General features: G+C 51.7%; 6 protein-coding genes. 5 read left to right on the top strand and 1 reads right to left on the bottom strand.

What is annotated here, in order from left to right; all coding sequences use genetic code 11:
• Positions 1–45: 45 nt before the first annotated feature.
• The gene (locus DU002_RS04200; RefSeq protein ID WP_114337110.1) at positions 46–4,248 is read right to left on the bottom strand and encodes a PAS domain-containing protein; all 4,203 of its coding nucleotides are present in this window, start codon (positions 4,246–4,248) and stop codon (positions 46–48) included.
• Positions 4,249–4,661: 413 nt separating this feature from the next.
• On the opposite strand from DU002_RS04200, the gene leuA reads away from it, so the two are divergent.
• The 5 genes from leuA to pulA all read left to right on the top strand — a co-directional run bounded on the left by leuA (position 4,662) and on the right by pulA (position 16,749).
• Positions 4,662–6,230, top strand: a complete 1,569-nt coding sequence (gene leuA, locus DU002_RS04195; RefSeq protein WP_114337109.1) for a 2-isopropylmalate synthase — start codon at positions 4,662–4,664, stop codon at positions 6,228–6,230.
• The gene (leuB, locus tag DU002_RS04190; RefSeq protein WP_114337108.1) at positions 6,227–7,327 is read left to right on the top strand and encodes a 3-isopropylmalate dehydrogenase; all 1,101 of its coding nucleotides are present in this window, start codon (positions 6,227–6,229) and stop codon (positions 7,325–7,327) included. The genes leuA and leuB overlap by 4 nt, the downstream gene beginning before the upstream one ends.
• A 2-nt stretch (positions 7,328–7,329) precedes the next feature.
• Positions 7,330–8,730, top strand: coding sequence for a 3-isopropylmalate dehydratase large subunit (leuC, locus tag DU002_RS04185; protein ID WP_114337107.1), 1,401 nt, complete (start codon positions 7,330–7,332; stop codon positions 8,728–8,730).
• Positions 8,731–8,739: 9 nt separating this feature from the next.
• Entirely contained in the window at positions 8,740–9,345 is a 606-nt protein-coding gene (leuD, locus tag DU002_RS04180) for a 3-isopropylmalate dehydratase small subunit (RefSeq protein WP_114337106.1), read from the top strand.
• A gap of 384 nt (positions 9,346–9,729) precedes the next feature.
• Positions 9,730–16,749: a pullulanase-type alpha-1,6-glucosidase gene (gene pulA / locus DU002_RS04175; RefSeq protein ID WP_114337105.1), complete on the top strand. Its 7,020-nt coding sequence runs from the start codon at positions 9,730–9,732 to the stop codon at positions 16,747–16,749.
• Positions 16,750–16,890: the final 141 nt, after the last annotated feature.

Raw genomic sequence — 16,890 nt, 5'->3', positions numbered from 1 at the left:
ACCAGACTCTGACCATCAGGGTCTGGTAAATCGGCTTACAAAAGCTCAACTAGATAAGCCCGCCAGTAACTTATCAGCCACCAGCAGCGCTTGTTCATAATCAAAGCTATCAATATGTTGTCGCAATAACTCAAAATCCTCTTGTTGCTCAGGCAACGCTGTCGCTAGCTGATCCAGCTCGTCATCAGCGATAAAGTCATTGTCTTGCAACTTCTGCCGTAGGGTTTGCCACAGTAGCGCAACATCCACCTCGTTGGTCTGCTCATCAGGGAGCGATGCAGGTACAGATTGCTCCAGCTGCAACCGCTCAATTTCAGCCATCACATCCGCAACCGCTTTCGTCAGATCATCGAACGCTTGCGCTGTGGCAGCATTCTGTTGTCCATAATTGGCTTCAAACACAGCGGATATCGCCGCCAACTTGGTCATTCCTAAGTTTGCCGCAACCCCTTTTAGCGTATGCGCAACCCGTTCAGCTTCTTGCCAATTCTGCTGCTGTTCAAAAGCGCGGAGCCGACCTACAACCTCTTGATAATCACGGGCGAATATATCCAGAGTTGAGTGCCATGCCTTCTTATTGCCGGACATCTGGCGTAAACCAAAATCAGCATCGAGCACAACCTCCTCAGCCTCCCTAGAGGGACGATCACCAGCGCCCGCTTCAAGAGAAGAGGCCAATGCGCGATCCGGATCTATCCACAACGCTAATGTGCGGTATAGATCTTCTTGCAGTACCGGTTTCGAAATATGATCGTTCATCCCAGAAGCAAGACACTTTTCACGATCACCGGCCATGGCATTGGCCGTCATCGCGATGACGGGAAGTTCGGCAAACCGGGGGATTTTCCGCAGCGCCCTCGTCGCCTCATAACCATCTAATACCGGCATCTGTACATCCATCAGCACGGCATCAAATTGGTGCTTATCTAACAGTGTCAGCGCTTCCTGACCATGATTCGCTATGCTGACATCGATCCCGACCAATCTCAGCATCTCCTGCGCTACCTGTTGATTAATCTGATTATCTTCAACCAACAAGACCTGCTTATTATGCAAAATATCTCTCAATATACGGTCGTCGGCGTAACTTTCCAGCGCACTCTCTTCTACCAAAATTTCGTTGCTGCCACGGATAGTAAAGAAGAAAGTCGAGCCTTTATCTGGCTCACTTTGCACCCAGATCTCCCCCCCCATCATCTCGACGAGACGGCGAGAAATCGTTAATCCCAAACCGGTACCACCGTATTTACGCGTGGTGGACGAATCCGCCTGCGTAAACGCTTTGAAGAGCAGCTCACACTGTGCTGCTGAAATGCCGATCCCCGTGTCGGTCACAGCAAACTGCAAATACGTTTCCGCCTCACTGCCACGTAGGTTCGTCACCTTGATTGAGATACTACCTTCGGAGGTAAATTTCACCGCATTGTTAATCAAGTTAATCAAAACCTGGCCAATACGAAGGGAATCCCCCATCATCCGATCCGGCACATCTTGGCCAATATCGACATTCAGTTTCAGGCCTTTCTCCTGGATTTTTAACTGCACGACACTGGAAGCATTTTCAATCACATCTTCGACATAGAATGGCGCATCTTCCAGATCCATCTTGCCAGCTTCAATTTTGGAGAAATCAAGAATGTCATTGATGATATCGAGCAGGCTATTGGAAGCCCCCCAAATTTTACTGACATAATCTTTTTGCCGCTCATCCAACGACGTACTTAGCGCCAATTGCGATAAACCAAGGATCGCATTCATTGGTGTACGAATTTCGTGGCTCATATTGGCCAGAAATTCACTCTTAGCGCGATTGGCTTTTTCAGCTTCCTGTTTCGCTCCAAGTAGGGCTTCATTGGTGTGCTTTAACTCGGATGTGCGCAGCCTGACGCGATCTTCAAGCTCTTCATTCAGGCGATACAACTGATCCTGGGCATGGCGACGTTGCGTGTCATCCATCATAAAGCCCTCTAGCGCCTGCAGTTTGCCATTCTCATCAAATACACCGGCACCCTGCTCCCATAACCAACGGTAGCTGCCGTCAGCATGGAGAATACGATACTCAACGGTGTACTGTTCGCGCTTCGCTACCGCGCCCTGCACTTCCGCCCAAACACGATCGCGATCCTGCTGATGAATAATCTCACTGAACTGGCTGTCGCCACCCATCACAAAACGTTCAGTGGCGTAGCCGGTCACTTTATGAAATGCAGGACTCAGGTATTCCATCGTCCAATGGGTGTCATTGGCACAACGGTAGGCAATGCCCGGCAAGTTACTCATCAACAGTGAAACTTTGCGCTCACTTTCCCGCATCGCTTCCTCAACCGCTTTGCGGCTAGTGATGTCGATGTGGGTTCCCACCATACGCAGTGCTTCGCCCTGCTCATTGCGCTCGGTGACAGAGCCTCGAGCGAGGATCCAGCGATATCCCCCCTGCTTGGTACGCATGCGAAATTCACGCTGATAGTTACGCAGTTCGGGGTTATCAATCACCGCCTGTACAGCTTCGAATGTCGCGTCACGATCATCGTCATGCATTAGGTGGGAGAAGGTTTCCAAGACATTAGGCAGTTCGCCAGGCTGGTAACCCAACATGCCATACCAACGAGGACTAAAATAAACTTCCCCAGTTTGTATTTGCCAGTCCCAGATACCGTCATTAGATGCTGTCATCGCTAAATTAAGTCGATGCTCACTTTCCAGCAACGCTTCCTGAGAAAGCTTCTGTTCAGTGATATCCCGTATGGTCACCAACACCAATTTAGCCTGTTCCAACTCTATGGGGCTCAAGCTGATTTCGGCAGGAAACATGGCGCCGTTTTTACACATGGCTAAGATGTCCAGTCCTGCGCCCATGGTTCTCATTCTGGGGTCGGCAAAATACTGGGCCATCCACGAGCTATGCTGAACCCGCCTATTAAACGGGATCAACATTTCCACTGAGCCGCTCACCAACTCGTCATGACGATAACCGAAACGTTGGATCGCACGCTCATTGGCTACGGTGATCACCCCCTCATGGTTAACCACCAAAATGGCATCTGGGGACGCCTCCAACAGCGCACGTCCTTGCTGTTCGGCACGCGTCATTAACTCAAGTTCAGCGGTGCGTTGCCCCAACACATCTTCAAGTTGCAAATTACTGTCATTCAACTCCCGATTGAGCTTGGTCATGGAGTCAGCCATCTGGTTGAACGTATCTGCCAGCAGTCGCACTTCCAATGCTCCCGTAGCTGTCACTCGCTGGTCGTAATTCCCTAGTTTGATACCCGCAGCGACCTTAGTCAGCCCCAGCAACGGCTTCGTTACCCGGCGCACAACGATAATGATCAGCAACAGTGCCAGTGGCAAAACCGTGCCCGCGATAATCAGTAACCGATTTGTCATCGCGGCGTGTGATGCAAATGCTTCCTCGTGATTAAGGGTAACAACCAACCCCCAATCCGCTTCTGCCAGATAACGAACGGCAGCGACTACAGGCAAGCCGTGGTAGCCCGTCGCTTGTTCAATAAACTGTTCTTGCCCGGCTAACGCCAACATTTCAGGCGAACTTTCATCATCGCTGGCGATCTCAACCAGCACTTTGCTGGGAACAAAACGTCGGGGAGTGAGATAAACAGGCTTGCCTTCTTTGTTGTAACTAATGACTAAAGTCTCACCGCTTTCACCTAAATGACTGTAGTCAGAGCTGACATCAAAAACCCCACTGACGCGGCTATGTACCAAGATTACCCCTAAAAAATCACTTTCCAGCACCAATGGCGCACTAAGTAAATTTAGGATTAAGCCACCTTCCCGCTCATAGATACCGGTTTGCACCCGGGAGGAGCCGATGATAAACGCCCGATGCTCTGCCATATTCCGTCCAATCAGCCCCTCATTTGAGCTGGCTACCAGCCGGCCCTTAAGGTCGAGAACAGAAACAGCAAACAGATCAGGCAAAGTGAATTGGGCATCTTTGAGGATACGACGGATACGGATCAGCTCTTGCGTATCCCCCGTGTTGTTATAGGTCAGCAAAGAGCGACGCAACTGGGTGCGGCTGGCGATCAATGCAACCCGCTCCCGGCTTTGACGCAGATACGCTTCAATGCGCTTCGCTTGAGAATCGGCGAGCGTACTTAACCGCAGTTCGGTTTGTTCAAGTAGCGCTTCACGGTAGGCTGCCGCAGTTAACAGCCCCACAGACACCAGTGACAGCAGCACGATACTGCCAACCCCGAACAGGAATAGATTCCTTAGTTTCATCTTGCCGTTATCCCAGACATAAAACTCCCTGTGCAATAGCGCACGGCATCTATCATGCTAGCAAATCAATAGCAAAAGGCGAGCAACAACAACCCGTTGCGTAGTACAACTGGGGGCTAGCGCACGCTCTTAATCTCATCCTTAAATAAACTCAGATGGAAATATCTCTTGACAGTAACCCCTATCACAAAGTACACATAGCAGCATTAGTGATATTGACATTACAAAACTGACGGTAACGTGAATTCAATTCGGCATATCCTACGACTAAACCTACTACTGCTCGCAGTTCGCCTGCGCGGGTTTGTCATGCCGACCGTATAATACGACCGGACAGAACAAAAAACCCGTGCAGCAAGCGCGGGTTTTTTTATTGTTTAAGCGAAAGCAACTAGACGCCATCAGGGGGCACCATGAGCGACCAAGTGATCATCTTCGACACCACCTTAAGAGACGGCGAACAAGCGCTGTCAGCGAGCTTGACGGTGAGAGAGAAGCTACAGATCGCCCTCGCCCTTGAGCGCCTTGGTGTTGATGTGATGGAAGTTGGCTTCCCGGTGTCTTCACCTGGTGATTTTGAATCTGTTCAAACCATCGCCAACACCATCAAAAACAGTCGTGTTTGTGCCTTGTCACGCGCTGTTGAAAAAGATATCGATGCGGCAGGCGAAGCCTTACGTAACGCTGCGCAAGGGCGTATTCATACCTTTATCTCCACTTCAACGATCCATGTTGAAAGTAAATTAAAGCGTAACTTTGACGATGTCCTTGCGATGGGGATCAACGCGGTAAAACACGCACGCCGCTATACCGATGATGTCGAATTTTCTTGCGAAGACGCAGGTAGAACACCTATCGACAACTTGTGTCGCATGGTCGAAGCCGCCATTACAGCCGGTGCAACCACAGTCAACATTCCAGACACCGTGGGCTACACCATCCCATCAGAGTTTGGCGGCATTATTCAAACCCTATTTAACCGCGTGCCCAACATCGACAAAGCAATTATCTCGGTGCATTGCCATAACGATTTAGGTTTGGCCGTAGCCAACTCTATCAGTGCCGTGCAACAAGGCGCTCGCCAAATCGAATGTACCGTCAATGGTATCGGCGAACGCGCCGGTAACTGCTCGATGGAAGAGGTGGCGATGATCATCAACACCCGTAAGGATATGTTCCCGAACGTCACCACGGGCATCAATACCAAAGAGATTTATCGCACCAGCCAGATGGTCAGCCAGCTTTGCAACATGCCGGTTCAATCTAATAAGGCGATTGTGGGTGCCAATGCATTTAGCCACTCTTCAGGTATCCACCAAGATGGCGTGCTCAAAGCGAAAAACACCTATGAGATCATTACGCCAGAAAGCATCGGTTTAAGCCAAAATGTCCTGAACCTGACAAGCCGCTCTGGCCGCCATGTCATCAAGCATCGCATGGCGGAAATGGGTTATGGCGTAGATGACTACAACATGGATGAGTTATACGCAGCCTTTTTGAAGCTGGCCGATAAGAAGGGTCAGGTGTTTGATTACGATCTGGAAGCCTTAGTATTCTTCACCAATATGCATGACGCAGATGATTACTATCATCTCGACTATCTGTCTGCACAATCTGGTACTGGGATCATGAGCACTTCCAGCGTGAAGCTGCGCGCGGGTGACAAAACTATATGTGAAGCGGCGACAGGTAACGGCCCGGTTGATGCCGTATACCAAGCGATTAGCCGTGCCACTAATATCGAATTTGAAATGAAGGATTATCACATCGGAGCCAAAGGCGCTGGTGAAGATGCATTAGGTCAGGTCGACATAGTCGCCCTGCATAACGGCCGCCGTTTTCACGGCATGGGCCTTGCAACAGACGTTATCGAAGCTTCAGCGCAAGCCATGGTGCATGTGTTAAATCACATTCACCGAGCAAAGGCCGTTGAAGCCAAAAAACAAGAGATTCAAGACATTAAAGTAGCGGGTGAAAAATGAGTAAGCAAAACTACCGCATTGCGGTATTGCCAGGGGATGGTATCGGCCCAGAGGTAATGGCGGAAGCGATCAAGGTGCTGGACGCCGTACAACAGAAGTTTGGATTCACCCTCGATTATCAACAATATGATGTCGGCGGCATCGCCATCGACAACCACGGTGAACCTTTACCTCCAGCCACATTAGCAGGCTGCGAAGCTTCTGATGCTATCCTATTTGGCTCCGTGGGTGGTCCCAAGTGGGAAGGCCTGCCACCAGAAAAGCAGCCCGAACGTGGTGCATTGCTGCCCCTTCGTGGCCACTTTGATCTATTTTGCAACCTTCGCCCTGCCAAGATCCATCCTGGTTTAGAGTCATTGGCGCCGTTACGTGCCGATATCGCCGCCGCAGGTTTTGACGTGTTGTGCGTACGCGAACTCACTGGTGGTATCTACTTCGGTAAGCCCAAAGGCCGCGAAGGTGAAGGCGAAGATGAAACCGGCTTCGACACCATGAAGTACGCTCGCAAAGAGGTGCGTCGCATCGCACACATTGCGTTTCAGGCAGCTCGCGGTCGTGGCGGCGTGGTCACCTCAGTCGACAAAGCCAACGTATTAGCGACATCGATTTTATGGCGTGAAGTGGTTGAAGAAGTCGCTAAAGACTACCCAGACGTCACCCTGAATCATCTATACATCGACAATGCGACCATGCAGATGTTGCGCTATCCAGCACAATTTGACGTACTGCTGTGCGGCAACCTGTTTGGCGATATTTTGTCGGATGAAGCCGCCATGATCACCGGCTCTATGGGCTTATTGCCTTCCGCCAGCTTAAACGCCGATGACTTCGGTTTGTATGAGCCAGCAGGCGGCAGCGCCCCGGATATCGCAGGCCAAGGTATCGCCAACCCGGTGGCACAGATCTTATCCGCCGCCATGCTGCTGCGTTTCAGTCTGAAGCAGGAAGCAGCCGCCAACGCCATCGATGTTGCCGTGTCTAAGGCATTGAGCGAAGGCTATTTAACCGGTGAGCTGTTACCCGCTGAAAAGCGTGACCAAGCCAAATCAACCAGTCAGATGGGTGACTTTATCGCCCAAGCCGTGTTGGAGAGTTAATCATGGCACAGACCTTATACGAGAAAATCTACAATGATCATGTGGTACGTGAGGAAGCTGGCGAGACGCCCGTGATCTATATCGACCGCCACTTGGTACACGAAGTGACCTCACCGCAGGCATTTGCCGGTTTAGAGTTGATGGATCGTCCTCTTCGTCAACCGGGCAAAACCTTTGCCACCATGGATCACAACGTGTCAACACGCTCATTGGCGATAGACGCCTGTGGCCCGCAGTCTGAAACTCAGATGCGCACCTTGGCCAATAACTGTGAAAAGTTTGATGTGACCCTATATGAGATTGGTCATATCAATCAGGGCATCGTTCATGTCATGGGGCCAGAGCAAGGCCTCACCCTGCCTGGCACCACCATTGTGTGTGGCGATTCACACACCGCCACCCACGGCGCTTTCGGCGCTATCGCATTCGGCATCGGAACCTCTGAAGTTGAACATGTGATGGCAACGCAAACTTTGAAGCAGCCGCGTTATAAAACCATGCAGATTAAGGTCACAGGTAAAGCTGGGCCGGGTATTACCGCAAAAGACATCATCCTGGCCGTGATTGGCAAGGTGGGCACAGCAGGCGGTAATGGCCATGTCATTGAATATTGCGGCGAAGCCATTGAAGCCTTGTCAATGGAAGGCCGTATGACCTTGTGTAATATGAGCATCGAGTTTGGCGGCAAAGCTGGTCTGGTGGCACCCGATCAAACTACCGCCGATTACCTCCAGGGGCGTCCATTTGCGCCGAAAGGCAAAGATTGGGAAGAGGCCGTGGCTTACTGGCAAACGCTGAAATCTGACGTAGATGCCAAGTTTGATACGGTCGTTGAACTAGACGCCGCCGAGATTGAACCTCAGGTCACTTGGGGCACTAATCCTGGCCAAGTCACCGGTATCAACTCTCCGATCCCACAACCAAACGACTTCGCAGATCCTGTGGAAGCAGACTCTTGCCGCAAGGCACTGGCCTATATGGGCATAGAAGAGGGGCAGAAACTAACGGATCTGACCGTCGACAAGGTGTTTATTGGTTCATGTACCAACAGCCGTATTGAAGATTTGCGTGCGGCCGCTGACGTGGCCAAAGGCAAGAAAGTTGTTGCCGGTATCGAAGCCATCGTCGTACCGGGCTCAGGCCAGGTGAAGAAGCAGGCGGAAGCGGAAGGCTTAGATAAGATCTTCACCGAAGCCGGTTTTGAATGGCGCTTGCCAGGTTGCTCTATGTGTTTGGCAATGAATGATGATCGCCTAGGTTCAGGAGAGCGTTGCGCTTCCACCTCGAACCGTAATTTTGAAGGTCGTCAGGGCCGTGGCGGACGCACCCACTTGGTCAGCCCAGCAATGGCAGCGGCAGCCGCCGTCGCAGGTCACTTCGTTGACATCCGCAAGTTGAAATAGGAGCAGATCATGTCAGGTATAACTACATTCACCGGCTTGGCAGCGCCATTGGATCACTCCCATGTCGATACCGATCAGATCATTCCAAAGCAGTTTCTGACTAAAGTCGAACGCGTTGGCTTTGGCCAGCACTGTTTTCATGACTGGCGCTATTTGGATGAAGAGGGCGAGCAGGAGAATCCCGATTTTATTTTGAACGCGCCACGTTACAAGGGTGGTGAAGTTCTGTTAGCGAGAGAGAATTTCGGTTGTGGCTCTTCCCGTGAGCACGCGCCCTGGGCACTGAAAGAGATGGGCTTCCAAGTCGTGATAGCCCCGACCTTTGCCGACATCTTTTATGGCAATGCCATCAATAACGGCATGCTGCCGATTCGCTTAACAGAAGCGCAGGTGCAGCAGCTGTTCGAAGAGGTCGTCGCAGAGGAAGGCAGTAAGATCACTGTTGATCTGGAAAACCAAAAGGTGATCGCACCAAGTGGTGCCAGCTTTAGTTTTGATATTGATCCTTTCCATCGCGAATGCATCATGAAAGGGTTGGACAGCATCGGTTGGACGTTGCAGTTTGCAGAGCAGATCCAAAGCTACGAAGATAACATCCCTGCCTGGCGTCGTTAATTCTTAACAGCAGGTCAACAAAAAAGGCTTCCCTCGGGAAGCCTTTTTTATTATTTGCAGTATCACCACGGGTAACTTAGACAGATAGCGTCATCTCACTCAGGCGCAAATTCATTTGCTAATCGCCGACCCAACATTCAAACAGTCAGATCCTCCACCACCAATGTCTATTGCGCCATCAATGACAATTTCAAACGCCTGTTTTATGACGCTCTAGGTTTACGTCAGGCTTTTTTACAGAATTCTAATGCTGTGTGATGCCGTTAGCAAAACGTCGGAATGTTGACGGACAGTTCACTTTTTAGTCGGTACCATCGCTAAATTGTTTAAATTTTGTAAAACCGTAAACGCTAACTTTCTGTGACTTACCGAGGAACCATAAGGATGATTTGGTCTAAATTCGGCAAAGCGCTACTCATGCTGCTCATTGCAGCGGGACTAAGCGCCTGTAACGATCGCAAGATAGAAGATGAAGTGTTCTACTTTGTGCTACCTGATCGCTTTCACAACGGCGATACCAGCAATGATACCGGCGGTATCGACGGCGAAAAGCAAGATCATGGCTATGATCCGGCTGATAAACGTTACTACCACGGTGGTGACCTCAACGGCTTGATTAAAAAGTTACCCTATCTGGATCAGATGGGCATCACTGCGATCTGGATGACGCCAGTATTCAAAAATATGCCCACCGTAGATAACTCTGCGGGCTACCATGGCTACTGGACCATCGATTACACCCAAATCGATCCGCATTGGGGCAGTAACGACGAACTACAAACCTTGATAGACAAAGCGCATAAGCGTGATATCAAGGTGTTTTTCGATATTGTCATCAACCATACTGCTGATGTGATCCGTTTTCAGGAATGCCATAACGCCGACGGCTCACTGATCGATCCGGAAACCGGCTGTCCTTATCGCTCTCTGGATGAAATAGCGACCAATCCTTACACCCCGTTTGCCCTGCCCGGCATGGAAGAGGTGAAGGTTCCTGCTTGGTTAAATGATTTTGAGTACTACCACAATCAGGGTGATAGCACTTTCAGTGGTGAGAACTCATTCAATGGTGACTTCTTCGGTCTGGATGATCTGAAAACAGAACATCCAGATGTCGTTAACGGCATGGTTGATCTGTTTAAATATTGGATCAGCGAATACCGCATGGACGGCTTTCGTGTCGATACCGTAAAGCATGTAAATATTGAGTTCTGGCAACAGTGGACCCCGGCCATTATGGCTCACGCTGAAGATGAAGGGCTGGACGACTTCTTCGTATTTGGCGAAGTATTTGAAGGTCACCCTAAAGATTTGAGCGTTTACTCCACCAAGGGACAGCTCCCTTCAGTCCTCGACTTCGGTCTCTATTACGCCATTCGTGACGTAGTCGCCGATTCCCAAGGCACAGATCGCCTGCAGTGGATCTTTGATCGCGATGACTACTACACCGATGCTGACAGTAATGCGTCGCAACTGCTGACCTTCTCCGGCAACCACGACGTTGGCCGTATTGGCCAGCAGATCGACATCTTTAATCCAGAAGCCTCTGAAGAGGAGCGTCTGGCGCGCGCCGAACTCGCCAACAGCATTCTATTCCTGGCTCGTGGTGTTCCCGTGGTTTACTACGGTGACGAGCAGGGTTTTACCGGTGATGGCAACGATGCTGACGCCCGTGAAGATATGATGCCCAGCTTGGTTGAAGAGTTTAACGACAATGATCTGATCGGCACGGATGACACAACCGCCGACGACAACTTTAATAAACGCCACCCGCTGTATAAAAATGTTAAGGCGCTTTCCAAGTTGCTCGACAAGTACAATGGTTTGCGTCGCGGTGACCAATACGCACGTTACAGCAGTGCAACCCCTGGCATTTTCGCATTCTCAAGAATGGACAGCGATGAGCGCCGCGAATACCTGGTTGCATTTAATACCTCCACCGAAGAGCAGAGCTTCTCCACTGATGTCGACGGCAGCCGCTATGCCCGTATTTGGCCCAAACCAGGTGAAAAGCTAACACCGGATGCTGACGGCCAACTAACGCTCACGGTGCCAGCTCTGTCTGCTGTGGTTTACCTATCCATGGACAAGATAGCCAAGCCTGACGACACCCCTGCCCTCTTATTCAGCACACTCACTGACGGGGCGATGGTAATGGACCGCGTGGAAGTCGCGGTCACCATGGCTCACGAAGTGCCAGCCGCCTATCCAGGCTTATATGGTGTTGATTTTGAAGCCAGTGTTGATGGCGGTGACTGGATCTTTATCGGCCACGATGCTGCGCCTCCTTATCGCGTCTACTTTGACGCCACCGAACTCGCCGATGGCACGCCGGTCAGCTTCCGTGCCACTGCAACCAATGTTCTCGATGAAAGCGTGATTGAAGTAACCACCGAAATTGGTGCGGTCGAAGGGATGACCATCCTGTTTGAAAAGCCAGAGGAGTGGGAAGCACCCAACCTCTACTGGTGGGCTGCTGCGCCCCAAGCCGACACCAGCTGGCCAGGCGTCACCATGGAACATGTCATTGAAAACTGGTACCAGTTCAAGTTCGACGATGGCGTCACCAGCGCCAATATGATCTTCAACGATGGTGCAGGTCAGCAAACCACAGATCTCTACCGTGAAGGCGATGGCTGTTACACCATTGATGCCGGCTGGCAAGACAGCTGCGATCTACCTGAGCCGGGGATCACCCTTTACTTCAAGCAGCCTGATGGCTGGGCCGATACCATAAACCTCTATTATTGGAACGCTGCTCCTGCGGATGACGCCAGCTGGCCTGGCGTTGCCATGGAGCTCATCGGCGAAGGTTGGTACAAATACCAACTGCCTACCGATGTCGCCATGGCCAACATGATCTTTAACGATGGCAGTGGTAATCAGACCGGCGATCTCTATCACGAAGGAGACGGCTGTTACGAAAATGACGCCTGGATCGTCGACTGCGAGCCACCCCAAGCAGGCATCAAACTCTACTTTAAAAAGCCTATCGACTGGACCGATGGCATTAATCTCTACTACTGGGATGCAGCCCCTGCGCCAGCGGTTGACTGGCCTGGCGTTGCGATGACTGATGAGGGCAACGACTGGTACAGCTACCAGATGCCGCTAAACGTGACCATGGCTAACATGATCTTCAACGATGGCAGCGGCAATCAAACCAGCGATCTATACCGAGACGCTGACGGCTGCTACGAAAACAGTGAGTGGATAGACAGCTGCGATATCACAGGATCAGAGCCTGGTTTCACTGTCTATGTTCGCCGCCCATTAAGCTGGAACGTACCCAACATCTATTTCTGGGGCACAGCCAACGATCCTGCATGGCCCGGCGCCGAGATGACAGCCATTGGTGATGATTGGTATAGCTACCAGTTTGCCGACGGTGTGTCAGCTGCCAATGTGATCTTCAATGACCTCACCGGCAATCAAACCACCGACCTCTACCGTGATGCCGATGGTTGTTACGACATAGAAACCAACGAGTGGAGCGACAGCTGTGCTATTCCAGGTTTTACTGCCTACCTAGAGAAGCCAGATGCCTGGGCAGCACCCAACCTCTATTTCTGGAGTCCTGGGCCAACAAATGCACCGAATGTTGGCTGGCCAGGTGACGCCATGACCGATCTAGGCAGCAACTGGTTTAGTTACCAGTTTCCTGCGGGCGTGCAATACGCCAACCTGATCTTCAATGACGGCACAGGTCAACAAACATCGGATCTTTTCCGCGAAGGAGACGGCTGCTACAGCGTTGCAGAAGGCGATTGGACTGATAGCTGTGACTATCCAAAGCCGGGGCTAAAGCTCTACTTCAAAAAGCCCGGCGATTGGGGTGGCGACGTCAACCTCTACTATTGGGAAGCGGATCCGGCTCCTGCAGTTGACTGGCCAGGAGCGGCCATGACCAGCCTTGGCGATGACTGGTACCTGTTTGAGTTCCCACAAGGTGTGGACAGCGCTAATCTGATTTTCAATGATGGCGCAGGTAATCAAACAACCGATCTGTTCCGCGACGGTGATGGCTGTTTTGGTGAGTTCAGCGAAGATTGGCGCAACAGCTGTATCACGCCAGACTCAAGTACAGACGTTGAGATCCAGAATGCTTCGGCCCACTGGGTGGCGCTGAACAGTCTTCTCTGGACTCCATCGGACAGCCGCTGGGCTCGAGTCGAGCTGGTTTCCGCGCAATCTCAATCCATTGTTGTGGTTGATAACCAACTGCAAAACGTAGAGACCTCTGTCACTCTGAGTGCAGGCGCATCCATTCCTGCAGATATTGCAGAAAAAGCACCGCACCTGACCGGACTAGATGCTTGGTCAATCGACGCTATCGATGCGACAGTCGCAGACCAGTTGCTTAAAGGTCACCTGCTGTTGGCGGCGTATGACAGCAATGACTTCCTACTGGAAGTCACCCGCGTACAAACACCTTGGGTATTGGATCAGCTCTACGCATACGACGGCCAATTAGGTCTCTACTTTGAGCAAGGACAACCCCATATTTCAGTATGGGCGCCGACGGCGCAAAATGTTCAGCTGATCCCCTCTAGCGATGCTGTTTCTGATGGCACAGCGATTACCGCATCATCAGTCGCTAACGGGGTCTGGCACTTTGTAGGCGACGCCAGTTGGGATCTGATGTACTACCAGTTTGAAGTCAGTGTGTTCCATCACCTGAGTGATCAACTGGAGACCTTCCGCGTCACCGACCCTTACTCCGTCAGCCTGAGCACAGACAGTCGTTACAGCCAGGTGGTCAACCTCAGCGATGCCAGCCTCAAGCCTGCCGGCTGGGATGGTATTCAAAAAGCGCTGCCACCCCACAGTGATATCACAGTGTATGAAGGCCATGTTCGCGATTTCAGTGCGTTTGACACGGCAGTACCCGCAGCACATCGCGGTAAATACTTGGCGTTCACCTACAATGGCGTTGACAGCGCACCACTGTCAGCGGGTATGGCCCATCTGCAAGCGCTGCAAGCTGCAGGCCTGAGCCACTTCCATCTGTTGCCGGTGAATGATCTAGGCTCGATCAGAGAAGACGGCACCATGCGTGCAGATCTCGATGACCCCTACAGCAAGCTATGTGCGCTGGTAACCACACCTGCGGTACAAGCACGCTGTGGCGATTTCGACGGACTGACACTTGGCGAAGCACTAACGCAGTTAAAAGACGCAGATCCACTCAATGCTGAGATCCAGGCGATCTTGTACGAGCCTCGTAGCGATGCAGCGGTATCAGTAGATGGCTTCAACTGGGGTTACGATCCCTATCACTTCAACGCGCTGGAAGGCAGTTACGCCACTGATCCGCAAGGCACGGCACGTATTGTCGAGTTCCGCGAGCTAGTGAAGGCTCTGGACGAAGTCGACCTGAATGTGGTCGTTGATGTGGTCTACAACCACACCTTCGCTTCGGGTCTGTCTAACCAGTCAGTTCTGGATAAAGTGGTTCCGGGCTATTACCACCGTCGTAACCCATTCAGTGGCGATGTCGAAATGAGCACCTGCTGCGACAACACCGCCACCGAGCATGAAATGATGGGTAAATTGCTCACCGACACCTTGGTTCACTGGGCTAAGCACTACAAGATTGATGCGTTCCGCTTCGATCTGATGGGCCACATCCCTAAAGCGGTGATGGTCGAAGCGCAAGCCACACTGCAAACCCTCACCCTAGCCACTGACGGTGTCGATGGTGCCAATATCTACCTGTATGGCGAAGGCTGGGACTTCGGCGAAGTCTCTGGCGACCAACGCTTTGAACAAGCCACCCAGTTCAACATGGCAGGCACGGGCATTGGTACTTTCAACGACCGTTTGCGTGATGCGGTACGTGGTGGCAACTTCACTGACCGCGGCGCTGCACAAGGGTTTGCCAACGGCAATGAGCTGTTCTGGAATGGCCGTGCCCCCGGCGCTTCCAGCTTAGTTGACCAAGCTGACCGCATCCGTATCGGCATGGCTGGTAACCTGCAAACCTACCCGTTTGTTGACAACACAGGCACCACCACCGATGGCCTGAGCTACAGCGGTGTCGGCTACAACCTGGATCCACAGGAAGCGGTCAACTACGTCGACAAACATGACAACGAGACCCTTTGGGATAACACCCAGGCGAAACTGCCAGACGATATCAGCATCGCTGAACGTGTCCGCGTTCAGGCGCTGAGCCAGTCATTTGTCAATCTGGGCCAAGGTATTCCTTTCCATCAAATGGCGTCCGACTTAGCGCGCTCTAAATCGATGGATCGTAACTCGTTTGATTCCGGCGACTGGTTCAACAAAATCGACTTCACCAAACAAAGCAATAACTGGGCTGTCGGTCTGCCACCTGCAGAAGCCAACGAAGCACGTTGGACGCGTATGGCTGAGATCATGAGCAACAGCAACACCGTCGCTCAGGCTTCTCACATCGAGATGGCCACCAGTCTGTTCCAACAACAGCTGCAACTGCGCTACGACAGTAAACTGTTCCGCTTAGACACAGCAGAACAGGTCGAACAGCGCCTTGCTTACTGGAACACCGGTCCAGATCAGGCCGCTGGTATCATAGCCATGAGCGTCAGCGACGGTGTCTGTTCAGGTAACGACCTCGACCCAAGCTATGACGGCATTCTGGTGCTGTTTAATGCCGACCGCGTGAACCGCGACATCACACTGAATGAACTGCCAGGACTGACCCTGCATAGCATCCAGCAAAATGGCGCAGACGCGGTAGTAAAAACAGCCTCAGTAGACGGCGCGACATACAGCCTACCGGCGTTAACTGCCGCCGTTTTTGTTCAAGAGCAAGGCGCGGCGCAAGGCGAATTCCCTTGTAACCCCAGCTATGGCGCAGTCACCGAGCCAGGCTTCACGGTTTACTTTAAAAAGCCTGCGACCTGGGCGGATCCCAACATTTACTACTGGGATACGGCACCTGAGTCATACAGTGTCGACTGGCCTGGCGCGGCGATGCTGCCACTGGGTGATGACTGGTTTAGCTTCGAGATGCCTGCCGGTGTCGAAAGCGCCAATATGATCTTTAATGACGGCGCGGGTAACCAAACGGGTGATCTCTACCGCGAAGGAGAAGGCTGCTACGAAGCTGACACCTGGAGCGACAGCTGCACCCTACCCGGTCTCAGCTTCTGGTTCGAGAAGCCAACAGACTGGACGGATGAAGTGTACCTCTACTTCTGGGGCGCATCTGTCGATGGGCCAGGCTGGCCTGGTATTCAGATGACAGATTTGGGCAACGGCTGGTTCTTCTTCCAACTGCCTGAAGGTGCCCGCTCAACCAACCTGATCTTTAATGATGCTAACGGTTCGGGCAACCAGACCAGTGATCTGTTCCGCACCGCCAATGGCTGTTACAGCACAGTGAGTGGCTGGAGCGATAGCTGCGATTTGCCTTAACCAACAGGCAATTATTCAGTTAAAAAAGGCCGCATCTGCGGCCTTTTTTTAGTTTGATGAACATCAAATAACCACCAATTCACCATTGGCCAGCAGTGTTAATAGAAAGTTAAAACCGCTAAACTGCTGCTTTTTAAGGCA

Source organism: Corallincola holothuriorum, assembly GCF_003336225.1.
GTDB classification, from domain to species: domain Bacteria; phylum Pseudomonadota; class Gammaproteobacteria; order Enterobacterales; family Neiellaceae; genus Corallincola; species Corallincola holothuriorum.
Note: the sequence above shows the minus strand (reverse complement) of the source record. Positions and strands in the feature narration are given on the sequence as shown.

Coding starts and splice junctions, on each gene's coding strand:
- DU002_RS04200 (WP_114337110.1), bottom strand. CDS start 4,248: ATGAAACTAAGGAATCTATTCCTGTTCGGGGTTGGCAGTATCGTGCTG.
- leuA (WP_114337109.1), top strand. CDS start 4,662: ATGAGCGACCAAGTGATCATCTTCGACACCACCTTAAGAGACGGCGAA.
- leuB (WP_114337108.1), top strand. CDS start 6,227: ATGAGTAAGCAAAACTACCGCATTGCGGTATTGCCAGGGGATGGTATC.
- leuC (WP_114337107.1), top strand. CDS start 7,330: ATGGCACAGACCTTATACGAGAAAATCTACAATGATCATGTGGTACGT.
- leuD (WP_114337106.1), top strand. CDS start 8,740: ATGTCAGGTATAACTACATTCACCGGCTTGGCAGCGCCATTGGATCAC.
- pulA (WP_114337105.1), top strand. CDS start 9,730: ATGATTTGGTCTAAATTCGGCAAAGCGCTACTCATGCTGCTCATTGCA.